The organism is Apilactobacillus apinorum, from assembly GCF_001281175.1.
In the GTDB taxonomy this organism is placed as follows: domain Bacteria; phylum Bacillota; class Bacilli; order Lactobacillales; family Lactobacillaceae; genus Apilactobacillus; species Apilactobacillus apinorum.
This window is the reverse complement of record NZ_KQ440396.1, coordinates 665,414-690,640: the sequence shown is the minus strand read 5'-3', so window position 1 is coordinate 690,640 and position 25,227 is coordinate 665,414. Positions and strand designations below refer to the sequence as shown.

The following is a 25,227-nucleotide window of genomic DNA, read 5'->3' as shown; positions in this document are numbered from 1 at the left end:
GGGACTCTTTTTACTTTCTTCGACAACGTCATTTACGACATCTTGAAGGGTAATTGCGTTTAATTGTTGTTCTGCTTGTTGTTGGACTTGGTTGTAAGCTTTATGTAAAGCTTGTTGAATGTTAGCGCCAACCGGACAACGTTGATTAGTTTCTTCGTCGACATGAATTAAGTCGGGTTCTTCAATCGCTCTATAAACATCTAAAAGAGTTATTTCTGATTGAGGTCGACTTAACGCCACTTCTGCTTTCCCGGGAACACTGGTGATTAAACCAGCAGTCTTTAGTGCAGACATTAAGCGTCTAACTAGGCTGGGGTTAGAATTGATACTTCCAGCAATCGCACGACTTGATAAATCATCTTCGACGATGCCTGAAGCACCTATATATGTCAAAATATGAATCGCATCACTGAAACGATGAGAATACTTCATTATTTAACAACCTTCTTAATTGCATCAGCAAGTGGAGTTAGGGGATGACTGATAACTGCAGTTAAGTCACTAGTTTCTTCGTCTAATTGACCTTCCTTGATTAGTTGTTGAATGCTTGAAACGATTTCAACAGTAGCATCATCTAATCCAGCTTCCTTTATACCGTTAGTGTAGTCTTCCATGTTAGCTGAGATAACTGGGAAATCAGCACCGGTAGCTTCTTTTAATGCTTCAGCTAGTTCATCATAAGTGTGTCTAGGACCAGCAAATTCGTAAACTTCCTTTGGTTGTTTGCTTAATAATACGCGGACAGCACCCTCAGCATATTCTGCTTCTAGCGCCCAACCAACGTGACCATCTTCGGCAGCGTATACAAATGGATTACCTTGAGCAGCAGGAGCTAAAATAGTTGCTTCATTTTCTAGATACCAGTTGTTACGTACGAAAGCATGGTTTAAACCGGCTTCTTTAATCGCAGCTTCAGTCTTAGTGTGATCGTGTGATAAGAAGTTATCAGCAGATTCTGCATGTGGGAAACTAGTGTATATCACGAATTCAACGCCAGCTGCTTTGGCAGCATCAACGACGTTTTGGTGTTGAGTCAAACGAGGTATTTCCATGCTTGGTTGAGATGAAACGAATAGTAGTTTATCAACATCTTGAAGTGATTCAGTCATTTGTTCAACATTTCCATAGTCAAATGGGCGAACATCTAGACCGGCAGGAAGTTGCTTTTCTGCCTTTTCAACGTTTCTTGCTAAAGCGACGATTTCATCGCGGTGAACATTCTTCATTAAAACTTTAATGGCTTCTTTACCAAAATTACCTGTTACGGCACTAATTGCATATTTCATAATTACATTCTCCTTATAGTTGTTACTTTATAATTAACATGTTACATATAAAATAACAGGTCTAAAAATAAAAGTCAAATAAAAAATCTTTCTACATAAATAGAAAGCCAAAAGTTTATTCACGTGGTTTACTGAAATCAGTTTGATCATCAAAGTTAACGCCAAATGAAGATGATTGCTTACCAGTAAGTTCTAAGACACTTTTACCGGAAATGATAGGGATACCATCATATGCTTTTTGAATTCGATCTTCTTTAATCCATTGTTGAATGGAGAAAGCATCGATAATCCACCAAACCCAGACAATGGCTAATATAATTATTCCAATGAATATAATGACAGTTAACCAACCGATAATCCATAATATTAACATTAAGAGAGCGTGATTACGTTTTAAGTAAAAACGGTGTGCACCGAATCGACCGAAGAAAATCCATAAAATCCATGCTGATACAGCGCTATTGGAATGAGTGTCAATATATTCATTTAAAGTAAGTTGGTCTTCTGTTGACATGTTTTTTCTAGCGGCAATTACTTGTTGTTCTAGTGAATCATTATTGATCATGATAACACCTCCGTTATGTTATAATTTAATTATATCATCATTAGATAAATCGATGAAATGATAAAATTTAAGCTTTTCTTACGTTTTATCAGATTGATTTTTAATAATTTCTTTATTAAGATAGACTTAATAATTAAAAAGGAGATTTAAATTATGTTAAAAGCATTTAAATTATTTTGGAAAAACTACTTTAACTTTAGAGGCGTAAGTAAACGTGCTGAATACTGGTGGATGGCTCTAATTAACGCTGTTATCTATGCTGTATTTATCTTAGGTTTTGGTGGTATCGGTATTATCACAGCAGCAGCTTCAGGTAAGACATTTGAAGGATTTGGTATTGGTGCATTAATTGGTTTCATATTAGCAGTTATATACTCAATAGCAGCTATTATCCCTGGCATTAGCTTGGTATTTCGTCGTTATCGTGACGCTGGTGTTACTCCATGGTGGTTATTAGCTACTGCTGTATTACCTGCATTAATCCAAGTTTCAGATTTTTATGACAAATACGCTTGGTTAAGAACGGTTGTGTTTATTATCGGTGTAATAAACTTCATCATTCTTGTGTTACCTAGCAAAAACAATGACTAATTAATTATTTTGAGTCTGAGAAGTGGTTTTATCCACTTCTTTTTTTATTTGGTAGTGATATAATAGTGAGACATATATTAACTAATGTAACTAAAAAACTAAAAAATAGGATGTGATTTGATGTTAGGCTTTTTTGAAGGATTTGGGATGTATTGGACACGTTATTTTGATTTTAAAAGTCGTAGCCAACGTTCTGAATTCTGGTGGAGCTTTGTGGGCCTAACCATCCTTACTGGAATAATCGCTGGAATTACTAATATTAATGATCGAATTGGTAAAATGGTTTACTTAATTTTTACGATTGTGACCTTTATTCCTAACCTATCTCAATACGCGAGACGTTTTAGAGATATCGGGATCAATCCCAAATGGATTATTCTAACTTACGGATTACCATTATTATTGGTTGAGGTAATTAATTACCTACCATGGTACATACAATTGTTGGATATATTATTAGTATTAGTAGATATGGGACTATCCGCTTTGCCTAGTAAAGACTAAAAAAGAGCTAAGACAAATAATGTCTTAGCTCTTTTTGTTTAATTAAATTCGTTTGGAATTAATTTAGTTTTTAGTTCAATGTTATCTTTGTAATCAACAGGAATTTCAATAATAACAGGACCTTCTACTTCGCTAGCTTGTTTTAAAGCGTCATCTAATTGATCAACATCATTAGCACGAATTCCGGTTGCACCGAAACTTTCGGCGTACTTAACGTAGTCAACGTAACCGAATTTAACACCGGCGTCATGACCGTACTTAGCGACTTCTTGGAATTTAACCATGTCGTAGTAACCATCAACCCAAATTAGTTGAATGATGTTTAGTTTTAATCTAACAGCAGTTTCTAGTTCTTGACCAGAGAATAGGAATCCTCCATCACCTGAGATTGAGATAACCGGTTGATCAGGGTTAGTAAGTGCAGCCCCGATTGCCCAAGGAAGTGAGACCCCAAGTGTTTGCATACCATTACTGAATAGTAAGTGGCGAGGTTTGTAAGTCTTGAAGTAACGCCCCATCCAAATGTAATGACTACCAATATCAACTGTGACAATGGTATCTTCATTCACAAATTTTTGTAGTGATTGAATTACTGAAATTGGGTGTAGTCCGTTATCTGTAGTTTCATGAATTTCTTCGATTGTTTCAGTGAAGTGTTCACGTAACTTATGAAGTTGGTCTTTAACTTCAGCGTCTAGTTCTAGTGAGTCATCTAGGTATTCAGTTAAAGCAGTTAAACTTTCTGCGATATCAGCGTTAACGATGATTTTTGGTTGGTATTCTGCTGTAATTTCAGGAGAAACCGTATCAATGTTAATTACTTGAGTGTGTGATTGGTTCCAGTTACGAGCTTCGTATTCCACTGGGTCATATCCAATCGCGATTACTAAGTCACTATTCTTCAAAATCGTATCACCGATTTGGTTATCAAATAAACTAACACGACCGTAGTAGTTTTCTACAAGGTCCTTAGAAATAACTCCAGCACCTTGATAAGTTTCAACAACTGGAATAGAGAATTTACGTAATAGTGCATGCAATGCTTCAGAAACTTCTTTAGTAGAAGAACGCATACCTGCTAGAATTACGGGTTGCTTTGCTTGGCTGATTAATTCAGCAATTTCTTTCATGCGTGTCTTATCAACACTACCATTAGTGATAGCAGGAAGTTTATCGATTACTGGACGAGTAACTTCTTCGCTTAAAATATCTTGTGGTAGTGATAGGAAAGCAGCTCCTTTTTTAGGAGATTGAGCACTAATATATGCATTTGAGAATGTTTCTGAAATGTTGTTAGGGTCTTGAACTTCAACTGAAGTCTTAGTAGTGCTTCTTAATAAATCAGCGTTATTAATACTTTGGTGGGTCAAACGTAATAAGTCATCACGTTTAACTTGTCCACCAATCGCAATCACTGGGTCACCTTCAGAAGTGGCGGTGATAAGTCCAGTAGCTAGGTTAGAAACACCGGGTCCAGAAGTTACGGCTACAACACCAGGTTCGCCAGTTAAACGACCGATGGCAGCAGCAATGAAAGCAGCGTTTTGTTCATGTCTAGTGACAATTAATTTGGGTGCTTTTGGATCCTTACTGTCTTGTAAGTCTTCGAAAAATTGGTCCACTTTGGCACCGGGAATTCCGAAAACGTATTTAATATTTTGGTTGATCATGCTTTGGATTAAAGCTTTTGATCCGGTTAATGGTTTATTCATAATTACACCTCTTAAAATAAACAGAAAAAATTTGATTGATTAACTATTAATTACTAAACGATAGTAGTATCATGATTAAAGGGTCAATTTAATTGACCTTTTATATAATAACACTATTTGGAAAAAGGTCAACTTAATTGACCTAAAGGAGAATTTGATGATCGATAAAAAGAAATTAATGGTCTTTTATTTCGCCTATCAAGAAATTGCTAGAAGTATTGATTTAGAGCAATATAACTTAACTTCTAATCAACAAAAAATGTTATTCTCAATTGATACAATTGAAGAAATTACAATCAAACAATTATTAAAAATATTGGATATATCGAAACAAGCATTGAATGTTGCGTGTCGTGATTTGCGCGAACGTAATTTAGTTTATACAGGTCCATCTAAGACTGATAAACGAAAAAAAGTGGTCTTTTTGACCGATGGAGGAAAGGCCTTAATCGAAAAGATTGAAGCCGAACAACTTAAGTTTATTAACGATATTTGCGATAGTACTAATTACAATTGGGAAGACACCATGAAGAAGTTAACTAAACAATATTTAGACGATATTAGAAAATAAAAACGTTGCCATCTGGCAACGTTTTTTAATTTGTTTCAATTACGACATAGTAATTATTTAAATTGTTGGCGTTACCTTGATAAAGCTGACTATTTTTAGCAGCAATACCAATTGATGTGATGTTATCGCTTGTGATTAAGTCGTTAAATTTAGTATTAGTTTGTTTGGAAAACTCGCTAAACATTAACCAACTTAATGATGTTCCTTGGTAGTCAGCACTATCTTGGAAAATCCAATATGATAGATTATCAGTGTTGGAAGGAAGAACTGATTTATCAATATATGATAGTTTGGCTTTGGCTTCGGATTCTAATGCGAAATTAAAACGAAGTGGACTTAGTCCATTGCTGCGGCGGTAGGAGTTAATGTTTTCTACCATGTTAATTGCCACTTGGTGACTAAATGAAGCGGTTTTGTTAGTTTGAATAGCTCCGTGCCAAAGATATCCTACCAATTGATGGTTTTGATAGATTGCTTGATAGATTTTTTGCTTACCGTTAATATTAACGTGATAACTAGTTCCAACGGTTACAATCTGATTGGATAATGTATTTGCTTTTTGTTTTATTTGTTTAAATGTTAAATCGCTATAGATATTTTCATTATGGTTAGCAACCACAATTCCAATACTGTCTGCGGTTTCTTCAGTTACTCTATAAATAGATGGGCTAGCTATTGACTTAACGCTAGCTTTGGTAGTGATACTGGGTGTGATTGTTAAAAGTAGTAAAATAACAATCATAATCATATTTTTCATTTAAGCACCTTCTTTATGATAAACAGTATATCAGTAAAAGCTTTAAGAAATATTAAACTAACGTTACAAAGGAGAATTAAAGATGAAACAAGATAAAATGGTCGTTGCAGCCATGGTTGTAGTAGGTTTAGTGCTAATTGGATGTATTGTTACTTATTTAATTAATTAAAAAGACGTCGTAATGCGACGTCTTTTTTTATAGATGTGGAATCACTGCGATTAAAATGAATGCTAAGACAATCATTAAGTTTGCTAACTTGTGACGCATTAAAATGGCAATGAATTCCCTAATAATAGCGTTTGGTAAGAAGAAAAAACTAGTTTTTGCACCTAAACCATAGATATTCATACCAGCTTGGTGTGCATATGAGCTCGCACGATAAATATGATAGTTGTTGGAAACGAAAATACCGCTATTATGATCTAATTGACGTTGATCAACGATTTGCTTAGAGAAAGCAAAGTTTTCAATCGTGTTTCTTGATTTATCTTCAGCGACAACATCATTAGCATCAACTCCTTGAGCAATAACGTAATCTCGCATTGCGACACCTTCTGGGGTTGTTTCGTCGCCACCTTGACCACCAGAACAAATAATGAGTGGACGATGACCTTCGGCAGCTTGTTGTTGGTATACATCAATTGCTCTTTGGATACGGGCAGCTAATAGTGGTGAAACCTGATTACCGTTTAATAGTCCAGATCCCAAGACAATAATGAAATCTTTATAATTCTTTGGACGATAGAAGTTACAAATCCAGACTGAAATAGAGAAAATAACAAACAAACTGATTAAGTAAAAAATACTTAAGTTACAAATTAATTCTAAAATCGAGTTATATGGTTTAGGAATTAATTTATGAAATAGTAAAAAGTTAATTAGTGGGTATAACAACATGAAGATACCCAAGATTAAAGTTAATAAGTTAGCAAGAGAATGACTTTCTCTTATCCAGACAATGATTCCATTCCAAATGAAGATAACTGCGTGAAATGTATATATTATAATAATTCCAACAACTGTTATTATAAAAGTTACTAAAAATATAGTATGTAATAGTTTGCTATTGCTATATATTGAAAAGAAAACAAAGTTACCAGCAAGCGAAAATAATGTCATTAAGGCTAAAAAGCCGTTCCATAGGCTGGCTTGGTGTTTATAAAATGACCATGAAAACAGGCCAACTAGAATTAAAAAAATGATCGGTAAAACAAACATGATTGTCATCCTTATCTTTAGAATATAAAAGCTCACAATCAGATTGTGAGCTTTTTGATTTATCTTTATTTTACATCAATAGTATTACCAACAACATATTGTTTGTTAACTAATTTGTTGTGGGGAACCATGAAAAAGTGAATTCCACCAAATTTATCGAATGAAACAGCGAAGTAGTTTGGTTGGTACTTTTTATGAATGTCTAGATTCATTAATGCACTAGCGTGACCCCAGTATGATGGTCCGTCCTCAAATAGTTGAAGAGCGATTGAATTGTAAACAGCATGCTTTAAGGCAGCCATTGATACAAAACGCTTTTTGATTTTAGTACTAGTTAGAGCGAATGAAGGGTTATCACTGTAGTTTTCTTCGGCAACATCAGAAATATTAAATTTCTTAGAAATTAATTTTTGAGCTTTTGAATCATGACCTGTCTTTTTGCCCGTATTGTTCCAGTTATCTTTACTGTAAACATCTGCATACGCTTGAGCGGCCTTAATAGTGTTTGATGATGCTTTATATTTAATTCCCTTAGCTTGTTTGATGGCAGGGTTTAAAATACTTAGAGCAAATTTAGTTAGTTCTTTTGATTGAGCGTAAGTAATTTTGTTTAAGTTTACTTCACGGCTTAAATCCTTTTTACTTGGTGTAAATGAATTGATTACTAAACCGTTTAGACCAATTTTACCAAATTTAATTTGTAGATTACGGTTAGAAACATTTTTTCCATTAGCTACAGATTTAAGTGCTTTAATTGTATATCCCTTTGGAAGTTTAATTACATTTTTGGGATTTTTTGTTGCTTTATAATTAATTTTAGTAACAAAGTTAGCATCAGATCCAGGATCAGTAACTGTGTTACCACTTGTTTTAATAGCTTCTGTAGGAATGAAGTTGTTTAAATCATCCTGAGTTAATTTGCTGATGGATTTTTTGGTAGCAATAATTGCATCATCAGTAGTTTGTTGTTTAAATTTAGTAATTAATGCGTTTTCGGAAGTACTGGTACTTTTCGTATTAGCACTTACTGTTAAAACAGAAGTAGAGAATGTTGTAGCTACTAAAGTTGATAAAGCTATTGTTTTAAAAAATTTATTCATAATTATATCTCCTATCTAGTTCCTAATAAATAAATAGCGGCGGCAACTAAAATGATACCGATTACCACGATGACTGCACCAAAGCGAATTAGCTTTCCGCCAATTCCGTCCCAGGCAGGTTTATTTGCCATTGCACGAAGTTTAAAGAAGAACCAACCTAATCCCATACAGATTGCTCCAAATAGAAAAACACCGTATGCAAATAGCATAAAAAAGCTTTGGGTGTGTTGAACAGCTTGCATGATTTCCTCCCATATTAAAAATTATTTTAAGTAATGTTATCACAATGATAATTAAATACCAATTAAATTTGCTTAATCTTAATAATTACTTAATAATTCTCATGAATTTGGATAAGTGTTATAATTTTTAATTATGTCATAAATAAATCATGTATAAGGAGATGAGTTCACCCTTGGGTGATCGAGCGATTAATTGGAAACAAAACTTGAATGTTTTATGGTTTGGTAACTTTATAGCAGGGATTGGGTTTAGTTGTATTAGCCCATTCATTGCTTTGTTTATTGGACAATTGGGTAACTATAGTACGGAACAGGTTTCAATTCTAAGTGGAATGGCATTTGCCGCACCATTTTTAGTTAAGATGGTAGTATCACCACTTTGGGGAATCCTGGCTGATAAATATGGTAGAAAGCCCATGTTACTACGTGCATCTTTAGGGATGGCAATTGTGATTGGTTCAATGAGTTTAGTTACCAGTGCATGGCAACTAATTGTGTTAAGACTATTGCAAGGAATCTTCTCAGGATTCATTAGTAATGCAAATGCTTTAGTTGCGGCAGAAACTCCTAAGGATCATGTCGGACACGCTTCTGGTAAATTAGCGACTGGAAACGTTTCTGGGACATTGATTGGTCCAATGATTGGAGGATTAATCGCTGATACTTTTGGTTATCGTTATACCTTCTTGATTACAGGGATTGCGATGCTAACTGCGTTCTTCTTAAGTGTTTTCTTTGTTCATGAAAACTTTAAGCCAATCGAACGTAAGAAGGGTGAAAAACAACCACATTTCTTATCCGGGATTCCCACTAAGCAAATTTTATTCGGGATGTTTTTAACCACTTTATTTATTCAAGCGACAAATAACTCAATTTCACCAATTTTGAGTTTGTACGTTAAACAACTAGATCCAACATCTACTAACATTGCGTTAACCGCCGGAATTATTCAAGCGATTAACGGGGTGGCGATGGTATCAATTGCGCCGTTCTTTGGTCGATTGGGAGACAGGATTGGTTCACATCAAATATTGAAGTTTGGATTAGTTTTCTCAATGGGAATTTTCTTCTTAACCACGTTTGCGCAAAATGTCTGGGAATTAGGAACACTGCGTTTCTTTATCGGGATATCTGATGCCGCATTACTACCAACTGTTCAAGCTATTTTGGCTAAATATAGTCCACATGATCGAATTAGTCAGGTCTTTAGTTGGAATCAAAGTTTCCAAGCAGCCGGTAACGTGACTGGTCCGATGATTGGTTCAGCGGTGGTATTGATTGGTGGTTATCGTGGTGTCTTTATTGCCACAACCATCTTAGCGGGAATTAATTTATTCCTAGTCCGTAAGAATATTAAATCAATTGAAACGGATAAGAACTAAATAGTTGTCGATTCCTGAATTGTCATTATAATTAATTAGATAACAATCGTGGAGGTAGATAATTATGGAACAAGCACAAATTGATGAAACACTACTAACACTTAAAAGAACTCGTTCACATATTATTAACGCGCTAGACGGTACTAATCGTGATAGCAATGTGATTAGAGATATTGATCATTTAGTTGAATATTTAAACCAAACAGATAGAGCTGAAATTACGCAAGAATACATCGACCGTAAATTTAGAATTATCAAAGGTGAAATTAATTGTTCACTAGACTGTTTTAATAATGCGATGAAGGCATTAACAAAATAAGCATTCCTGAAAAAGGAATGCTTTTTCTTTTGGAAAGAAAAAATGGACGTGTATAATAACTTACATTAAATAAGTGAGAGGAAGATGACAATGTCGAAATTATTATCACCAGCAGAAGTAGGTGGATTACAACTAGCTAACCGTGTTGTAATGTCACCAATGTGTACTTATGAGGTGAAAAGAGAAGATGGAATTCCAACTCCATTTCATTTTGCCCACTACGGCATGCGCGCGATTAGTAAAGTGGGACTAATTATTACTGAATCTACTGCAGTCGATCCTAGAGGTCGTATTAGTAATAATGATTTAGGCTTGTGGGATGACAGTCAAGTTTCTGAATATAAACGTTTGATTGATTCTCTACACTACTTAGGAACAAAAGTAGGAATTCAATTAAATCATGCGGGTAGAAAAGCAGCTGATGAAAATTCTCCAGTTGCTCCAAGTCCAATTGCATTTGATGAAAACAGTCAAACTCCTGTTGAATTATCCGTAGAAGATATTAATAAAATTGTTGCTGAATTCGGTGCAGCTGCAAAACGCGCAGCTGATGCAGGGGTAGATATGCTAGAAGTTCATGGAGCACATGGATATCTATTGAATCAATTCTTATCACCAGCTACTAACCATCGTAATGATGAATATGGTGGAAGTTTAGAAAATCGCTTCAGAATCGTTAGACAAGTAATTGAAGCAGTTCAAGCCAACTTTGCTGGCCCAATTTGGGTTCGTTTATCACTAACTGACTATGCCGGTGAAGGAAATGAAAATTCAATTCAAGATTGGCAACAAATCGGTCGTTGGTTAGAAGATCTTAAGGTCAAATTAATTGATGTCTCAACTGGTGGATTATTACCAATTGGTCCGAACTTCCCGGTTCATGATGGATACCAAACACGATTTGCGACTGAATTAAAGAAAGCAATTGATATTGACGTTTCTACAGTTGGATTACTAGATAATCCAGGTTTAGCAGAATACATCTTACAAAACAACCAAGCGGATTTGATTATGCAAGGTCGTACATTATTAAGAAATACCAATTGGTTAAATGATGCTGCCAAAGAATTACATGATAAAGAATTTACGGCTTTTAATGCATCTTATGAACGCGGTCAAAAGTAATCATATTAATTAGTTCAATCGTATTTTCATCTAATTTTAATTTGTTATATAATTGATTCTAATGCATCGATAAACGAGGTGATTTATATGTATTGGACTAATGAGCGAATTATGACCTATCAAGCCAAGATTAAGGGAGCTTGGTATGTACAAAAATTCCAACAATACTATCAATTCGACCTGCGAAAACCTGAGGACAAGATTCGAATGTATCGTCAATTAGAACCTAAGACAATTAAGTCATATTTCGATGATTTAATTGATACTTATGAAGAACAATATTTAAAGCAACTTAACAACATGGGTAATGATGAACTACTAGAAACCTTAGACGCACTTAGAGAAGATGGTTACATCGATATTATGTAAAAAAGGAACTGATCTATTAAATCAGTTCCTTTTTTTAGTTACTACTTAAAGTGACAAATTCAGTTTTACTTAGTTTATTGTTACTAAACGTTAAATTACATGCGTGATTATTTTTATCAGTTTGGTATGTCATAAAGGCAACACCATCTGATACTTGTTCAGATAGAGGATCGCCCAGCTTATCTTTAATTTCTTTGAAAGTCATTGAGTTTGTCAAAGTTTTAATTTTGGTCTTGCTTACGATTTTTGAATTAGTATTTTGTTGGAAACCTTTACTCAATACTTTATCCTTGTAAATGATAGCAAAGATGTATTGAAGCTGAGCGTTCCCACCCATTTGCCAAGTGTATTGGGTGGCGGAATCGTTATTAGTAAGCTTAGTTTGCTTAGAAGAAGTGGGTTTGCCTAAGATACTCATGATTTTCTTAGTACTGTCACCACCGTTTAATTGTTGGCTAGTGTATTTGATTTGGTCATATTTTTCCAGAGAAATTCCGGATGTATTTAGCGCATCAGATAGGGTAGGCTTAGGTGCTGAAATGGTCTTGTGATCATCAGCATTTTTCTTACCACAAGCGCTAAGGATTAGAATTGATGTTAACAACGCAAGTGAGATTGATAAAACTTTTTTCATAATCGTTCTCCTTAATTATTTCGATACCTTCATTTTAATTCGAATGGGGGCCAAATATCAATGATTAACGGCTATAATGTTGAATTTTATGTATAAAAAAAGAGTCCCATCGACTCCTTAACTACTCTCTAATTACAATTCCGCAAATTTCTGTCATTGAATTATTGATTAATTTATAGAATATTTTTTTGAATTCAGATGGAGCAATTGGAATTGGTTGTGATATCCAAGCCATGATTGCATCTAAGATTACTCTAAAGAAAAATGTTAATGTGAAATATTTAGGAATTCCTAGTTCCTTTTCGTCATAATGTTCAAAGTAAGGAATTAAGAATTTTTCATAATGAGTTTGTAAGAATTCAAATAGTTGGGGTTCATAAAATTTATATAATACTTTAATGTACTCTCTGTCTTCATAAACAATTGGAAAAACATTTTCAGTTAAAATGTAAAAGAAGTTTGAATATTCTTTATCTACATTTTCAAATTGTTCATCTAAAGATTCACTAATTGATTCTTCCATAAAGTTAACAATGTCAATTTTGTTTTTAAAATGATTATAGAAAGTTCCTCTAGAAATATTTGCATTATCAATGATGTCGTTTGTGCTAAGAGTGTTGATGTCTTGATGAGCTGAAAGGTTCAAAAAGGACATAACAATTTTTTTCTTTGATTTACTTCTAATGATCATAATTGTTCATCTCCTTTGTTCATAATGTTTATCGAATTTTTATATATTTTTTTAATTTATTATTCCCACATATACATTATAGTATCGATTCTTCAAATGAAAATTTAAGATTTGGATAAATTTATTAAATTTATCTATACTTATTATGAGAAATTTAAGAATGATAAATAATTTTTATATAAAGTGACAAAAAGTAAAAAGATGCTCCTCCAATGTATTGGCTACAAATCAACGTTTTTGAAAAATATTGTTTTTAATAATTAAATATTTATTATTGATGTTGAAAAAAATCCATATTCGCCATATAATCATATTTGCTAAAGTGGTCTTGATATGTTAGGTAGATTCTTCTTTAGCAGCTCATTTTCAACTTGATCACTGTGAATAAGACACGGTTTTACCACGACTTAATAACGGCAAGAAATACATAAACATTGAAATAGATATTATGACTGAAGGTTTATTAAATCGAATCAAGACTTTATAACCCTTTTTTGTATGCCAAAAAAAGATTGCTGAGAATATCTAGTTTTAAGAGCAAGTGAATTTGATGGAAACGTAGACAATGATAGTCGACATAAGTCGATAATAATATGATAGGGGATAGAAATTTGGATCATTATACGTTATTAACTAAATGCATTGCCGAATTCATTGGAACAGCCATTATGGTGGCTTTAGGAAATGGTTCTGTGGCTAATGTAGAATTGAAGGGAACTAAGGGTTTCCATGGTGGATGGATTTTAATTGGATTGGGATATGGAATTGGGGTAATGATTCCAGCCTTAATGTTTGCGACTGTTTCAGGAGCGCAAATTAATCCAGCGATGACATTGGCATTAACGTTCACTCACCAGTTTCCATGGCACGAAGCGGTGTTTTACATCATTGCACAATTTTTAGGAGCTGCAGTTGGTCAAATTGCAGTCGTAATTGCTTACAAACCTTACTATGACGAAACAACTGGAGATGAATGTATCCTAGGTACTTTCTCAACTATTGATGCAGCACATAGCTACTTTAATGGTTTTGTGAATGAATTCATTGGAACATTTATTTTAGTCTTGGGTGCATTGGCAATGACCAGGGACAGTGTTGATCCTCGTGCTGATTTCATTGGATTAGGATTTTTAGTAATGTGTTTAGTTATTTCATTCGGTGGACCTACTGGACCAGCGTTGAATCCTGCAAGGGATTTAGCGCCAAGGATTATTCATTCATTATGTCGTTTTCCAAACAAAGGAAATTCGCATTGGAAGTATAGTTGGGTTCCGGTAGTTGCTCCAATTTTAGGAGCTTTACTTGCAACAATTCTTTATCAAAAACTATTATAAAAAATAAAAGAGACGTTATAATAACGTCTCTTTTATGTCTTAATAAAAATGTAAATAAGAATAATATTTCTTATTATTTTTTAGACTATGGTGTTAATTTTTGGTCGTTTTAATCTTGAATAGTGTATAAAAACGGATTTTTTTATACATATGTACATTTTTGCCTTCGTTGACACCTATATACAATGGTTATATTCTAACCTAGAAGATTTCGTAATTTAATTGTTTACTCATTTTTGATGTATCAATTGAGTGGAAGTCTTCAAAATATTGGGATAAATCTTTGTAAATTGGTTTTTAATGCAAAGTGTAAGAATGGTTAATATAACTAAGACTACGGTAGGCCGTGGAATTATAGAGAATAATCGCTTATATAATTTATAGTCTAGTTAATGTTCATTCATCGACTTTTTATTAAAATATATATTTAAGAGATCATCTTAGTCTAACTCTTTTAATTTAGTTTTTTCTGGCTCTTTTTATTTAACTATCTCTAACCGTATAAAATATCAAGTCGCGCTGATATCTTATATTAATAAAATCCGCAATGTATTGAATTTCCCCGAATTTGATATATTAATTCTCGTCCAGAAACCAGAAAAAGCAAAGTCTTATAAAATTAAATTGCTTGCATGTGTTCATATCAATATATATCCTAAATAATTATCATTGATCTCACTTCCAACACCTCAATATCATATAAGTATGATTGAGGCCTAGTAATCGAATATTTAATTAAGTCAAGCTTTGTAGTAAAGACTAATTTACGTAGATATAGTTGTCGCAATAGACAATTTATTAATAACCGATACTTTATAGTATTGGTTATTTTTTTATCCAGATTTAAATTACACCAAAATAAATCGATTGTGATAAACTTGAATAAATGATTAAGGAGATGACAATAATGAATAATGTGGATTCATTATATCAATACGGAACGTTGGCATTATTAGTTCCGGGATTATTTGAAGGTAACTTAAGCTTAACTGATTTACTATCACACGGTGATACTGGTATCGGAACTGGTGATGGATTAGATGGTGAGTTAATCATTTTAGATGGCATCGCATATCAAGTTGATGGTGATGGAAACGTCAATGAAGTTAAAGACGGTTTCACAGTTCCATTCGCTAATGTTCACCAAGGTGCATTCAAACCATTAACCGATGTTGATGCATCACTAAGTGCTGCCGACTTTGAAAAGAAGGTATTGGATGATACTAATTGGGAAAATACTTTCTTCTCAGTTAAAGCCCACGGTAAATTTAAGTTTGCACAAACTAGGTCAATTAATAAACAACCAAAGCCATACCCTGGATTAGTGGAATGCGCTAATAACCAAAGCGTCTTCAAAAAAGAAGATGTTGAAGGAACCATTATTGGTTATTATTCACCACAAATCTTTAATGGTGCCGCTGTAGGTGGCTTCCACTTACATTTCCTAGCTGATGATCACTCAATGGGTGGTCACGTAATGGACTTCGAAATGCAATCAGGAAATATTGAAGTACAACAATTCAGTAAGTTGGAACAAGAATTACCAGTTAATAACAAAGACTACATGAATCACGACTTTTCAAAAGACGACATTCAAAAGGCGATTGGTGAAGCTGAATAAAATAAAAGACCGACATTTAATGTCGGTCTTTTATTTTATATTATTGGTTGTTGCTAGGAGTGTAAATGTTACTGAATAACCATCCATTTATCATTGGAACGTATACATATACGTCATATGATTGATGGTCACTTCTAATAGTTAGCCATTCATCGCCTTGTACAGGTTGGAATCCTTTAACCATTACGTTTCGACTATCATCAGGTGCATATTTAGCAACAATCATTCTACCAGTGGTCTTACCATCTTTGGTTACATTTTGAAGGTAAGTGTTAGTTAGAGTTGCAACTGGATTGCTGGAGTTTGAATTAAAGTTGTAGGTTGTACCGTTCACGATAAGTGATTGTGATGAATCACTGGTCTTTGCCACTTTAAGAGAGTCTCCTGGATAGATTGTTGTACCACCAGCGGTATATGATCCTAAAGCTAGTGATGAGTATCCGTCAACGTATTCAGATGATGTTGGATTAGCTGAATCTACAGTGGAGAACTTAGTAGCGAATACTTTTTGAACATTCATCCAATTAGATTTAGTTGATGTGTATACCCAAGCACCATTGTAGTTTGGTACATTGCTGCCAAAAACGATCCAGCCACCATTATTAGCTAATTTTCTGGTGTATAGTGTAACACCTTTTTTGATGGTAGCTTTCTTAGCGACTTTACTTTGGATGACGTTATTAACGACTTTGTGGGCTATGATTTTAATATCTTTGGTAGTCTTGACAAATCTAGTAGAGAAAGCTGGATCTACATAGATTTTCATCCATGAAGTAGTGTTTTGCTTAGTAATCCAAACGGCACCATTGCTGGATTTAATTCCAGATAGTAACCATTCTTTATGATTATTGTTAATGCGACTAACAGTTAAAGCAGTTCCTTTTTTAATAGTCTTCTTCTTTAATACAGTATTTGAAAGAGTGTTGTTGCTAACGCTATGTTCGTAAGCTGTAATATTTCTAGTAGTTTTAATACTACGAGATTGAGTCCAATAGTTTGAATTCCTGTTAGGTAATGCTTTGGCGTTGGCTGCAACCGCTGGAGTAGCAAGTACAACTACCGCTGCAAGTAGGCTAACAATAGTCTTCCTAAATTTCATAATAGTCCTTCTTTCAATGTCTTTAGTTAATATCATGGTAACGTAGAATGAATAAAATTTCTATTATTTTATAATATTTGAGCAAAATATAGGACAATGAAATCTGATTTTGTTATATTTTTACATAGAGTAAGATTATTTAATGCAAAATATTTTTTAAGGGGTGCCTCAAAATGAAAATGAGTAAGTTATTCGCAACTGTTTCAGTTGCTACTTTATCATTATCAATGTTAGCTGGCGTTTCAGCTAATGCATCTTCAAAGAAAGACATGCACGATATGTCATCAATGAAGATGGATAAGAAATCTTCAATGAGCATGAACCATTCTTCAATGAAGATGAACAAAAAATCATCAATGATGATGGATGGTTTAGAAATGAACATGAATTCTAAACTACCTAAGGGTCTAAAGAAGGCTACTAACGCTAAGTTCAAAGTTGGCTCAAAGGTTACTTTGAAGGCTAGACACATGGAAGGTATGTACAACGCCAAAGCGACTGTTGCTGGTGTTTACAAGACTGACCTATACGAAATCGACTTTATGCCAACTAACGGTGGTAAAATGGTTAAAAACCACAAATGGGTTGTTGCTAGTGAACTAAAAGCCAAGGGTGCTTTAAAAGCTGGTAAGAGCGTAACTGTTTTAGCAGATCACATGTACAACATGAAGGGTGCTAAAGGTAAGATTGTTAAGGTTCACAAGGGACCTGCATACGTAGTTAACTTTACTGATACTAAGACTCACATGGTTATGAAGAACCACAAGTGGTTAACTCAATCAGAATTAAAAGCTAGATAATAAACAAAAAAGAACGTAACGATTATCGTTACGTTCTTTTTTATATCAATGATTTCATTCCTAAAATGACTAGTAAGATTACATAAAATATTTCTATTCCTAGTCTGGGTGAAATTTTAAATGCGTAGATGGCTTTTCATATATATTAAAAAACTAGTTAAAAAAATTTTTACGGATACTTTAAATGTAAATCTAAAGGTGTTACAAAAGTAGTAAAAACTGTGTGCATCAGCGAAAAAAGATTTATTTTTTTAATAAAATGGATTATATTTGTTATTATATATTCAAAGGGAAATAAGAAAGGATACATAATAATGAATAAATTTACTGGCTGGGTTAAGCACTGGTACAGATACAAGACTGATGAACCTTACATCATTTCAGCAGCGATTGTTGGTGCCTTAGCAATGTTTGGCTCAATCTTAATGGATCGTAAAAAACATTTATATATTTATGCAATTATTTTAGTGTTAATTGCCTTGTGGGCATTGTTTAGAAGTGTTACTTTTAAGAAAAATTTTGTAAGAGATTTCATCAAACAAAGTCACTTCAACCCAAATCAAGTAGGTCTAGATATTGGAACTGGAACAGGTTATGCACTAATTAAATTAGCGCGTGATACTGATTTAGATAAGGTATATGGTGTTGAAGATAAATACCAATATACTGTTCGTCGTCTAGAAAAGAATGCCGTATTAGAAAAAGTAAAGAACAAAATTGAAATAACTACTGCTGACATTAATAAGATTCCATTTGAAGACAGAAGTGTTGATGTGGTAACTGCAATTTCAGCAAATGGAAACCAATTCAGTACCCCTAAGAAAGCAATTATTCAATCTATTTCATATGAAATGAAAAGAGTATTGAAGCCTTCAGGTGTGATGTTTATGGTTAATACTCCAGCGATGATTAAGAAGTATGCAGCTACTTTTGAAAAGAGTGGGTTTGAAGTTACTTACATGCATCGTCGTTTCGAACGATTCTTCTTTATTCGTTCTATTATTGTTAAATACAAATAAAAAAATCCAACCGAAATGGTTGGATTTTTTGTTTGTCATTATTGGTGAACACGGTTGAAGAAATCAACGAATAGTTGGTTTTCATCTTCGTAGTGATCCCACATGTTTTCAGGATGCCATTGAATACATTGGATGGTTAAGTCATCGTTTTCCATTGCTTCGATGGTACCGTCGTCAGCTCTGGCAACGACATGAAGTCCTTCAGCAACATCTTTAGCAGCTTCGTGATGGAATGAGTTTACAAACGCACGAGTGCCAAATGTTTTGGCTAATTCAGAGTTTTCATCAATAGTGATGTGATGAACTGGTGAATAACCAATTGTTTTTTGTTCATGTTGTAATAATGGTGAACCGTTTTCTGGTTTGAATTGAGCACCCAAATCTTGGTATAAGGTTCCACCCATAGCCACGTTCACGATTTGTAAACCACGACAGATAGCTAGGATTGGCTTCTTCATAGCAATTGCTTGTTGAACAAGTGCTAATTCAAATTCATCTCTATTTTCATAAGTACGACCAATTTGAGCAATTGGTTCTTCGCCATAGTACTTTGGAAGTACGTCAGGTCCACCGGTCATGATTAGACCATCGACTGTTTCTAATAAGTCATGTGCCATATGAGGTTTACCGACTGGGAAAATTACAGGGGTAATGTCATTAGCTAATAGACAATTCATTAAAGTTCTTTGTGCAAAATGGCCTTCTCTTTGTCTGAAAGGTTCGTTTTGGCTAAAAATAATATCAGAAGTAACACCGATACGCATATTCATCAGTCCTTTTCATTAATATATCCTATATGTAATTGTATCATTGTTTTAATTATTTATCAGACAAAAACATTTGTGTGCGATACTTTTGATTGCATTGCTAATTTATTTGTGCTATTTTTGAATACATGTTATAGGAAATATTGTATATATGGTTATCAATAGGGGGAAGAAATAATGAAGTTTAAATCAATGATTAAGCTTGGTTTGACTGCTGTAGCAGCTTCATTAGTATTAGCAGCATGTGGTAATTCAGCTAATGAATCATCACGTACTGACTCATTAAATTGGATGAGTAATACTACTTTAACTACTTTAGATCCATCTAAAGCAGTGGATGTTACTTCGGATCAAGTTTTATATAATTCAATGCGTGGTTTAGTTACTCCTGATAAGGGAAATAAAGTTGACCTAGCACTTGCTAATAGTTACAAAATCACCAATGGCGGTAAAACATACACATTTACTTTGAGAAATACTAAGTGGAGTAATGGTAAACCAGTTACTGCTCAAGATTTTGTTTACGGAATTAAACGTAGTGCTAATCCTAAGACTGCCTCACAAATGGCATACTACATGGCCAATGTTGTTAATTACAGCCAAATTAAGATGGGCACTATGAGTGCTGATTCTTTAGGCGTAAAGGCATTAAATGATCACACTCTACAAATTAACTTGGTAAAACCACAAGCTGATTTCTTAAATGTATTGGCATTGCCAGTATTCTATCCTCAAGTTAAGAGTATCGTTGATAAGTACGGTTCAGCATACGGTACTACTTCTGACAAGATGGTTTACAATGGACCATTTACTGTTACTAACTGGAAGGGTAGTAATGATGCTTGGACACTATCTAAGAACAAAGATTACTATGACAATGCAAGTGTTAAGCTAAAGAGTATTAATTACACTGTAATTAAAGACCCTCAAACTGCATTAGATGAATATCAATCAGGCAAATTAGATCAAACTTTATTAGCTGGGAAACAGCAAGTAACTACTTACAAAAACCGTTCTGATTTCTACAACAGAAAAGGTTTCATGGTTCAATATTTGTCAATTAACCAAAACAATATTCCAGAATTAAAGAACAAGAATTTAAGAAGAGCATTATCATTAGCAATCGACCGTAACGCTTTAACTAAAGATATTTTAGGTGACGGTTCATTTGCTGCGAGAGGACTAGTTCCTGATACCCTTGCTTACAAAGATGGTAAGGACTTTAACGATTACGCAACTGTTAAAGATGCTACTACTGGTAACTTAGCTGAAGCTAAGAAGCTATGGGATAAAGGACTAAAGGAAATTAACAAGACTTCAGTTTCACTATCAATTATGAACAACAACGATCAAACTAGTCGTGCTGTGACAGAATTCCTACAAACTGAACTAGAAAAGCTTCCTGGTTTAAAGGTAACTGCTGAAATCTTACCAAATAACGTTGCATCAGGTCGTTCATTAAAATCTGATTACCAACTATCAGTTTCAGGTTGGGATCCATCAATCAGTGACCCAATTTCACCGCTACAAACTAAGGTCTCAACTAGTTCAATCAATACTTCTAAATGGGGTAAAGCAATGTATGACATGTACATTGACCGCTCAAATAATGCGGATGCTACTAACCCAACTAAGCGTTTTGATGACTTAGTCAATGCCCAAAAAGTGATTCTAAATGATCAAGGAATCATTCCATTAATTCAAAAGGCACAACCAGAATTAATTAAGAGTAACGTTAAGAACGTTAAGTATCTAGGAAACGGTCCAATCTGGGACTTCTCCCATGCTTACATCAAATAATTAAAATTTTAAAAGCAACTCGGATATCCGGGTTGCTTTTTTATATGCTTAAAATGACCACTTAGGAATAAAAAATTACCTGTTAATTTAAAAGGCGATTTAAATACTGAAGCTGATGCTATGATATGACCATCGAATAATAGAAAGGAGTTTCTTTAAATGCTTGAAGTAACCGAATTAACTAAAAGCTTTGGTCATAAAATAGCGGTTGACCACATCAATTTACAGATTGAAAAAGGGCAGCTAATCGCTTTTTTAGGACATAACGGAGCGGGAAAATCGACCACAATTAATATGTTAACGGGATTATTAAAACCAGATGCTGGATCAATTAGTTTGGAAGGACATCAACCAACAGAAAATCAATATAGCCACTACTTAGGGGTGGTCTTCCAAGATAGTGTTTTAGATAAACAACTAACTGTTGTGAAAAATTTATCAATCGCGTCTAAGTTATACAGAGATTGTGATAAACAATTTTGCGAAGATTTAATGCAAAAATTTGAAATCGACACGATTAAAAATCAAAAGTACGGTAGTTTATCAGGTGGACAAAGAAGACGAGTGGATATTGTACGTTCTTTGCTAAGTCAACCAGAATTACTATTTTTAGATGAACCATCAACTGGATTAGATATTCAGACTAGAAAGAAAATCTGGGAAGTTCTGGATCAATTAAGACAAGAGTACGGATTAACCATTATCTTAACCACTCACTACTTAGAAGAAGCTAATCAAGCTGACTGGGTTTACGTGATGGATAAAGGAAAAATTGTTGCATCTGATACGGTCGATAATTTGAAAGCCCAATATGCGAAAAATAGTCTAACGTTATTCTTCAAATCAGAAGGGTTAGCACAATCAATGCCATTAAGAGAGAACGATCAAAGAGTGGGGAAAAAAGTGACCGTCAAAATCACATCATACCAAGAAGCGATGCAAACAATTAATCTTTACCAAAATGATATTAATGATTTTGAATATGTGCATGGCACTATGGATGATATTTTCATTGAACTAACTGGAAAGGAGATCAAATAATGATTTTACTTAATTTAGTGAGACGCAATTTAGCGCTTTACTTCAATAACCGTAAACGCATCTTCTTTTCATTGTTTGGAGTGCTAATTTCAATTATTTTATATTTCGTCTTTTTAAAAAGCATGATCCAACGTGGCTTTAGTTCTATTCCAGATGGCGTTAAATTATTAGATAGCTGGTTAATTGGAGGGACAGTATTACTAGCTGCGATTACAACTACAGAGGATAGTTTGTATCAAAAATTATATGACCGAGATAGTAATCGAATTAAAGACTTATTGGTAACGGATGCTAGCTATGCACAAATTGATATTAGCTATGCGATTTCAGCTTGGTTGATTGGGTTAATTATGCAATTCATTGTTTTCGTAATTCTATCAGTTATCTTCATGGAATCTGATGGTCTTTCAATTGACATATCAATATTGCCACAGTTAGTGCTTGGAATGGCGGTAAGTAGTTTAGTTTGGACGCTATTTAACATAATCATCGTAATGATTATCAAATCAAGTACATTAGTACCATCCATTAGTTCGATTATCAGTAGTTGTGCAGGATTTTTTGCTGGTGTTTACATGCCGATTGGTTCACTTCCTACCGGAGCGCAAACGTTTTTAAACTATACTCCAGCGCCATATGGTTCTGCGATGTTTAGGGATGTTTTGATGCACAATCAATTACAAACTAGTTTTCAACATGTTAACCCCAGTGTTATGAATGATTTTATTAAAACAATGGGGTTGAAAATTAATGGATTTGATACTTTTAATGGCAATATGATGATGTCATTGCTATTTGTTGCGATTTTATTAGTTGTCTTTTTCGCTTTATTATTTATTAATAAGAAGAATGCTTAATATGGTAAGATAAACGTTAAGGGGGTGGTGGCATGAAAATTGATTTCAATCAGGACAACCAATTACCAGATGGCGAAATTAACATTCAAGTTAGCGCAAGTCAATTAAGTGACGAAGTGATTGATTTATTAGCAGATTTAAAGAATTTATCCAAGAATGATGATAATTGGTTTCCAATTAATACTGCCGATCGTGTTCAAATGCAGTCGATTTCAGATATCATCGGCGTTGAAATTTATCACAATGAATTAATGTTTTACACCACCAAAAGCACTTATACCACCAATGGAACACTAAAGGATGTATATAGCAAATTAAAGTCTCACCACTTTATTCAAATTAGTAAATCATCAATTATTAATATTGATCACTTAGATTATATGGAGACTGCTTTTTCAGGTAATATGACCGCGTTTTTAACTAATGATTTGAAGTTAAGCATTAGCCGCAAGTATTTACCAGGATTGAAAAAGAGTCTTAGAATGTGAGGGATAATATGAAATATATTTACAGCTTTATTGGCAGATTTTTGATTGGAATGATGGTGGGATCATTAGTATATATGATAACTGGAGTTTATACCGACGCCCTTACATTAAAGTTTAAGGTTTTATACTTAGGAGCTTCTGGCTTAGTTGGTTTATTATCGTATATTTTTGAAATCGAAAGGATTGGAATCGTCTGGGAATGGCTAATTCATGGAACATTAACATTCTTCATCGTGATAGGGTTAAACTTTTCCCTCGATTCACATTTTCCATTATTCGAGTATCCGCTAATCATCACGTTTACGGCAGAATTTATTGTCATCTACGTGATTATATGTACGATTAGTGCGATTATGTTCCACCGCTCAAGTAAAGAAATTAACGAAGATATTCAAAAACGTAAAGCAAATATGAAAAACAAAAGCAGTCATTAATGGCTGCTTTTTTAGTATGTTATTATTAACTTATTAATAAACTAGGATGTGACCAATATGTTAAGTCAAAAATTAAAAAATAATTGGCAATGGATTTTAATTCCATTGTTTATGGTAGCTGAATTCGCGATTGATCAAATTGTGTTTGGTCGAGTTTGTCGTTTTATTTTTAAAATGTTATCTATTAATCCGTCAACGCACTACATTTTGATTTTGAATCTGTTCAAGGCATTTTCAGTGTTAACGATTTTAGTATTGAACTACTACTTCTTTAAGCAGAAGTTTTTCTGGCAACCAAGTAAGAAGTCTAGTGGTTGGATTGTTTTTGCGGTGATTTGTTTTGGTATCGTTGCTTCTACAATTAGAACTCCTCATTTCTGGAGTGCATTAGATACGGGAATTATTGCTGCTTTCCCAGAAGAATTTATGTTTAGAGGAGTTATCTTAGGAGTAGTCCTAATGATACTAACCCGTGTGAAAGCAAACGCATTCCATGTGAACTTAGCAGTTGTAATTAGTGCTGTTTTATTTGGCCTATATCACTACATTAATTTAGCAAATCAATCATTCTCATTCACAACCATGCAAGTGGTCTCTGTCTCTGGATTTGGATTAATCTTAGGAGCTGTCTACGTACGTTCTGGCAGTATTATCGTGCCAATTTTATTGCACTTTATTTATGACTACGTTGTGACTTTACCTAAAGGTTTTCAAGTAACTAATTACTCCCAAGTCACTGGAGTACAAATGATTGCATTAAGCGTTTGGCTTGTTATCTATGCGGTAGTTGCATACTTAATTGTTAACTATCGATTTGACAGCAATAAAATTTTACCAAAACTTAAGAATTAATTTATCTACTAGGTGGTATAATTCTCAAAGTAATTAGATATGAATAAT

The 25,227-nt window shown here is 33.9% G+C and carries 29 protein-coding genes; 17 read left to right on the top strand and 12 right to left on the bottom strand.

All coding sequences use genetic code 11. From position 1 onward, the window contains the following. The 3 genes from RZ74_RS06230 to RZ74_RS06220 all read right to left on the bottom strand — a co-directional run. Window positions 1–432: Rrf2 family transcriptional regulator (locus RZ74_RS06230; protein WP_083437194.1), on the bottom strand; the 432-nt coding region annotated here is incomplete at its 3' end. Next, window positions 432–1,286, bottom strand: coding sequence for an NAD(P)H-binding protein (locus tag RZ74_RS06225; protein ID WP_053950540.1), 855 nt, complete (start codon window positions 1,284–1,286; stop codon window positions 432–434). The genes RZ74_RS06225 and RZ74_RS06230, both read right to left, overlap by 1 nt. A gap of 115 nt (window positions 1,287–1,401) precedes the next feature. Then, on the bottom strand, window positions 1,402–1,851 hold the full coding sequence (locus RZ74_RS06220; RefSeq protein ID WP_053950539.1) for a TM2 domain-containing protein: 450 nt from the start codon (window positions 1,849–1,851) through the stop codon (window positions 1,402–1,404). A 153-nt stretch (window positions 1,852–2,004) separates the two neighbouring features. Here RZ74_RS06220 and RZ74_RS06215 point away from each other — a divergent pair, with 153 nt between their 5' ends. Next, entirely contained in the window at window positions 2,005–2,442 is a 438-nt protein-coding gene (locus RZ74_RS06215; RefSeq protein ID WP_053950538.1) for a DUF805 domain-containing protein, read from the top strand. A gap of 120 nt (window positions 2,443–2,562) precedes the next feature. Next, entirely contained in the window at window positions 2,563–2,946 is a 384-nt protein-coding gene (locus RZ74_RS06210; protein ID WP_053950537.1) for a DUF805 domain-containing protein, read from the top strand. A 38-nt stretch (window positions 2,947–2,984) separates the two neighbouring features. Here RZ74_RS06210 and alsS read toward each other — a convergent pair whose 3' ends face one another. After that, window positions 2,985–4,658, bottom strand: coding sequence for an acetolactate synthase AlsS (gene alsS / locus RZ74_RS06205; protein ID WP_053950536.1), 1,674 nt, complete (start codon window positions 4,656–4,658; stop codon window positions 2,985–2,987). Between the two features lie 157 nt (window positions 4,659–4,815). Here alsS and RZ74_RS06200 point away from each other — a divergent pair, with 157 nt between their 5' ends. Then, entirely contained in the window at window positions 4,816–5,229 is a 414-nt protein-coding gene (locus RZ74_RS06200) for a MarR family winged helix-turn-helix transcriptional regulator (protein ID WP_053950535.1), read from the top strand. A 25-nt stretch (window positions 5,230–5,254) separates the two neighbouring features. Here the strand turns inward: RZ74_RS06200 and RZ74_RS06195 are convergent, their stop codons facing one another. The 4 genes from RZ74_RS06195 to RZ74_RS06180 all read right to left on the bottom strand — a co-directional run bounded on the left by RZ74_RS06195 (window position 5,255) and on the right by RZ74_RS06180 (window position 8,547). Beyond that, on the bottom strand, window positions 5,255–5,986 hold the full coding sequence (locus RZ74_RS06195; RefSeq protein WP_053950534.1) for a CAP domain-containing protein: 732 nt from the start codon (window positions 5,984–5,986) through the stop codon (window positions 5,255–5,257). A 196-nt stretch (window positions 5,987–6,182) separates the two neighbouring features. Further along, complete coding sequence (locus RZ74_RS06190) at window positions 6,183–7,205, bottom strand: YdcF family protein (RefSeq protein ID WP_053950533.1); 1,023 nt, start codon at window positions 7,203–7,205, stop codon at window positions 6,183–6,185. Window positions 7,206–7,270: 65 nt separating this feature from the next. Next, a complete protein-coding gene (locus tag RZ74_RS06185; RefSeq protein WP_053950532.1) occupies window positions 7,271–8,305 on the bottom strand; it encodes an SEC10/PgrA surface exclusion domain-containing protein in 1,035 nt (344 codons plus the stop codon). Window positions 8,306–8,316: 11 nt separating this feature from the next. Further along, window positions 8,317–8,547 (bottom strand): hypothetical protein, encoded by a 231-nt coding sequence (locus tag RZ74_RS06180; RefSeq protein ID WP_053950531.1) that lies wholly within the window; start codon window positions 8,545–8,547, stop codon window positions 8,317–8,319. Window positions 8,548–8,696: 149 nt separating this feature from the next. Between RZ74_RS06180 and RZ74_RS06175 the strand changes: the two genes are divergently transcribed. The 4 genes from RZ74_RS06175 to RZ74_RS06160 all read left to right on the top strand — a co-directional run bounded on the left by RZ74_RS06175 (window position 8,697) and on the right by RZ74_RS06160 (window position 11,742). Continuing rightward, window positions 8,697–9,929 (top strand): MFS transporter, encoded by a 1,233-nt coding sequence (locus tag RZ74_RS06175; protein ID WP_053950530.1) that lies wholly within the window; start codon window positions 8,697–8,699, stop codon window positions 9,927–9,929. 64 nt (window positions 9,930–9,993) lie between these two features. Further along, the gene (locus RZ74_RS06170) at window positions 9,994–10,248 is read left to right on the top strand and encodes a hypothetical protein (RefSeq protein WP_053950529.1); all 255 of its coding nucleotides are present in this window, start codon (window positions 9,994–9,996) and stop codon (window positions 10,246–10,248) included. Between the two features lie 90 nt (window positions 10,249–10,338). Further along, complete coding sequence (locus RZ74_RS06165) at window positions 10,339–11,373, top strand: oxidoreductase (RefSeq protein ID WP_053950528.1); 1,035 nt, start codon at window positions 10,339–10,341, stop codon at window positions 11,371–11,373. 87 nt (window positions 11,374–11,460) lie between these two features. Continuing rightward, window positions 11,461–11,742, top strand: coding sequence for a hypothetical protein (locus RZ74_RS06160; protein ID WP_053950527.1), 282 nt, complete (start codon window positions 11,461–11,463; stop codon window positions 11,740–11,742). Between the two features lie 34 nt (window positions 11,743–11,776). Here RZ74_RS06160 and RZ74_RS06155 read toward each other — a convergent pair whose 3' ends face one another. Beyond that, window positions 11,777–12,376, bottom strand: coding sequence for a DUF3862 domain-containing protein (locus RZ74_RS06155; RefSeq protein WP_053950526.1), 600 nt, complete (start codon window positions 12,374–12,376; stop codon window positions 11,777–11,779). Window positions 12,377–12,497: 121 nt separating this feature from the next. Beyond that, a complete protein-coding gene (locus tag RZ74_RS06150) occupies window positions 12,498–13,067 on the bottom strand; it encodes a TetR/AcrR family transcriptional regulator (RefSeq protein ID WP_053950525.1) in 570 nt (189 codons plus the stop codon). A gap of 611 nt (window positions 13,068–13,678) precedes the next feature. Between RZ74_RS06150 and RZ74_RS06145 the strand changes: the two genes are divergently transcribed. After that, a complete protein-coding gene (locus tag RZ74_RS06145; RefSeq protein ID WP_263505224.1) occupies window positions 13,679–14,401 on the top strand; it encodes an MIP/aquaporin family protein in 723 nt (240 codons plus the stop codon). A 907-nt stretch (window positions 14,402–15,308) separates the two neighbouring features. Then, complete coding sequence (gene budA, locus RZ74_RS06140) at window positions 15,309–16,022, top strand: acetolactate decarboxylase (protein ID WP_053950523.1); 714 nt, start codon at window positions 15,309–15,311, stop codon at window positions 16,020–16,022. Window positions 16,023–16,062: 40 nt separating this feature from the next. On the opposite strand, the gene RZ74_RS06135 is transcribed toward budA, so the two are convergent. Next, window positions 16,063–17,121, bottom strand: a complete 1,059-nt coding sequence (locus tag RZ74_RS06135) for a hypothetical protein (protein WP_053950522.1) — start codon at window positions 17,119–17,121, stop codon at window positions 16,063–16,065. A gap of 173 nt (window positions 17,122–17,294) precedes the next feature. Between RZ74_RS06135 and RZ74_RS06130 the strand changes: the two genes are divergently transcribed. Further along, window positions 17,295–17,921 carry a YdhK family protein gene (locus tag RZ74_RS06130; protein WP_237756939.1) on the top strand — a complete coding sequence of 209 codons (627 nt, stop codon included), beginning with the start codon at window positions 17,295–17,297 and terminating at the stop codon, window positions 17,919–17,921. Between the two features lie 314 nt (window positions 17,922–18,235). Then, a complete protein-coding gene (locus RZ74_RS06125) occupies window positions 18,236–18,940 on the top strand; it encodes a class I SAM-dependent methyltransferase (RefSeq protein ID WP_053950521.1) in 705 nt (234 codons plus the stop codon). Window positions 18,941–18,978: 38 nt separating this feature from the next. On the opposite strand, the gene RZ74_RS06120 is transcribed toward RZ74_RS06125, so the two are convergent. Then, window positions 18,979–19,710 carry a gamma-glutamyl-gamma-aminobutyrate hydrolase family protein gene (locus RZ74_RS06120; protein WP_083437192.1) on the bottom strand — a complete coding sequence of 244 codons (732 nt, stop codon included), beginning with the start codon at window positions 19,708–19,710 and terminating at the stop codon, window positions 18,979–18,981. 174 nt (window positions 19,711–19,884) lie between these two features. On the opposite strand from RZ74_RS06120, the gene RZ74_RS06115 reads away from it, so the two are divergent. The 6 genes from RZ74_RS06115 (at window position 19,885) to RZ74_RS06090 (ending at window position 25,179) form a co-directional block, all read left to right on the top strand. Beyond that, a complete protein-coding gene (locus RZ74_RS06115) occupies window positions 19,885–21,507 on the top strand; it encodes a peptide ABC transporter substrate-binding protein (protein ID WP_053950519.1) in 1,623 nt (540 codons plus the stop codon). Between the two features lie 159 nt (window positions 21,508–21,666). Continuing rightward, a complete protein-coding gene (locus tag RZ74_RS06110; RefSeq protein WP_053950518.1) occupies window positions 21,667–22,548 on the top strand; it encodes an ABC transporter ATP-binding protein in 882 nt (293 codons plus the stop codon). Then, entirely contained in the window at window positions 22,548–23,405 is an 858-nt protein-coding gene (locus RZ74_RS06105; RefSeq protein ID WP_053950517.1) for an ABC transporter permease, read from the top strand. Before RZ74_RS06110 ends, RZ74_RS06105 begins: the two co-directional genes overlap by 1 nt. Before the next feature lie 32 nt (window positions 23,406–23,437). Then, on the top strand, window positions 23,438–23,893 hold the full coding sequence (locus RZ74_RS06100; RefSeq protein ID WP_053950516.1) for a LytTR family DNA-binding domain-containing protein: 456 nt from the start codon (window positions 23,438–23,440) through the stop codon (window positions 23,891–23,893). A gap of 8 nt (window positions 23,894–23,901) precedes the next feature. Beyond that, window positions 23,902–24,327, top strand: a complete 426-nt coding sequence (locus tag RZ74_RS06095; RefSeq protein WP_148562082.1) for a DUF3021 family protein — start codon at window positions 23,902–23,904, stop codon at window positions 24,325–24,327. A gap of 57 nt (window positions 24,328–24,384) precedes the next feature. Continuing rightward, window positions 24,385–25,179, top strand: a complete 795-nt coding sequence (locus RZ74_RS06090; protein WP_053950514.1) for a CPBP family intramembrane glutamic endopeptidase — start codon at window positions 24,385–24,387, stop codon at window positions 25,177–25,179. Window positions 25,180–25,227 lie beyond the last annotated feature (48 nt).

Bases quoted from the DNA above. Each gene is read 5' to 3' on its own strand.
- RZ74_RS06170 (WP_053950529.1), top strand. From the start codon at position 9,994: ATGGAACAAGCACAAATTGATGAAACACTACTAACACTTAAAAGAACT.
- RZ74_RS06220 (WP_053950539.1), bottom strand. From the start codon at position 1,851: ATGATCAATAATGATTCACTAGAACAACAAGTAATTGCCGCTAGAAAA.
- RZ74_RS06105 (WP_053950517.1), top strand. From the start codon at position 22,548: ATGATTTTACTTAATTTAGTGAGACGCAATTTAGCGCTTTACTTCAAT.
- RZ74_RS06125 (WP_053950521.1), top strand. From the start codon at position 18,236: ATGAATAAATTTACTGGCTGGGTTAAGCACTGGTACAGATACAAGACT.
- RZ74_RS06155 (WP_053950526.1), bottom strand. From the start codon at position 12,376: ATGAAAAAAGTTTTATCAATCTCACTTGCGTTGTTAACATCAATTCTA.
- RZ74_RS06150 (WP_053950525.1), bottom strand. From the start codon at position 13,067: ATGATCATTAGAAGTAAATCAAAGAAAAAAATTGTTATGTCCTTTTTG.
- RZ74_RS06175 (WP_053950530.1), top strand. From the start codon at position 8,697: ATGTATAAGGAGATGAGTTCACCCTTGGGTGATCGAGCGATTAATTGG.
- RZ74_RS06215 (WP_053950538.1), top strand. From the start codon at position 2,005: ATGTTAAAAGCATTTAAATTATTTTGGAAAAACTACTTTAACTTTAGA.
- RZ74_RS06180 (WP_053950531.1), bottom strand. From the start codon at position 8,547: ATGCAAGCTGTTCAACACACCCAAAGCTTTTTTATGCTATTTGCATAC.
- RZ74_RS06225 (WP_053950540.1), bottom strand. From the start codon at position 1,286: ATGAAATATGCAATTAGTGCCGTAACAGGTAATTTTGGTAAAGAAGCC.
- RZ74_RS06195 (WP_053950534.1), bottom strand. From the start codon at position 5,986: ATGAAAAATATGATTATGATTGTTATTTTACTACTTTTAACAATCACA.
- alsS (WP_053950536.1), bottom strand. From the start codon at position 4,658: ATGAATAAACCATTAACCGGATCAAAAGCTTTAATCCAAAGCATGATC.
- RZ74_RS06210 (WP_053950537.1), top strand. From the start codon at position 2,563: ATGTTAGGCTTTTTTGAAGGATTTGGGATGTATTGGACACGTTATTTT.
- RZ74_RS06095 (WP_148562082.1), top strand. From the start codon at position 23,902: ATGAAATATATTTACAGCTTTATTGGCAGATTTTTGATTGGAATGATG.
- budA (WP_053950523.1), top strand. From the start codon at position 15,309: ATGAATAATGTGGATTCATTATATCAATACGGAACGTTGGCATTATTA.
- RZ74_RS06130 (WP_237756939.1), top strand. From the start codon at position 17,295: ATGAAAATGAGTAAGTTATTCGCAACTGTTTCAGTTGCTACTTTATCA.
- RZ74_RS06160 (WP_053950527.1), top strand. From the start codon at position 11,461: ATGTATTGGACTAATGAGCGAATTATGACCTATCAAGCCAAGATTAAG.
- RZ74_RS06165 (WP_053950528.1), top strand. From the start codon at position 10,339: ATGTCGAAATTATTATCACCAGCAGAAGTAGGTGGATTACAACTAGCT.
- RZ74_RS06135 (WP_053950522.1), bottom strand. From the start codon at position 17,121: ATGAAATTTAGGAAGACTATTGTTAGCCTACTTGCAGCGGTAGTTGTA.
- RZ74_RS06120 (WP_083437192.1), bottom strand. From the start codon at position 19,710: ATGAATATGCGTATCGGTGTTACTTCTGATATTATTTTTAGCCAAAAC.
- RZ74_RS06100 (WP_053950516.1), top strand. From the start codon at position 23,438: ATGAAAATTGATTTCAATCAGGACAACCAATTACCAGATGGCGAAATT.
- RZ74_RS06185 (WP_053950532.1), bottom strand. From the start codon at position 8,305: ATGAATAAATTTTTTAAAACAATAGCTTTATCAACTTTAGTAGCTACA.
- RZ74_RS06190 (WP_053950533.1), bottom strand. From the start codon at position 7,205: ATGTTTGTTTTACCGATCATTTTTTTAATTCTAGTTGGCCTGTTTTCA.
- RZ74_RS06110 (WP_053950518.1), top strand. From the start codon at position 21,667: ATGCTTGAAGTAACCGAATTAACTAAAAGCTTTGGTCATAAAATAGCG.
- RZ74_RS06115 (WP_053950519.1), top strand. From the start codon at position 19,885: ATGAAGTTTAAATCAATGATTAAGCTTGGTTTGACTGCTGTAGCAGCT.
- RZ74_RS06200 (WP_053950535.1), top strand. From the start codon at position 4,816: ATGATCGATAAAAAGAAATTAATGGTCTTTTATTTCGCCTATCAAGAA.
- RZ74_RS06090 (WP_053950514.1), top strand. From the start codon at position 24,385: ATGTTAAGTCAAAAATTAAAAAATAATTGGCAATGGATTTTAATTCCA.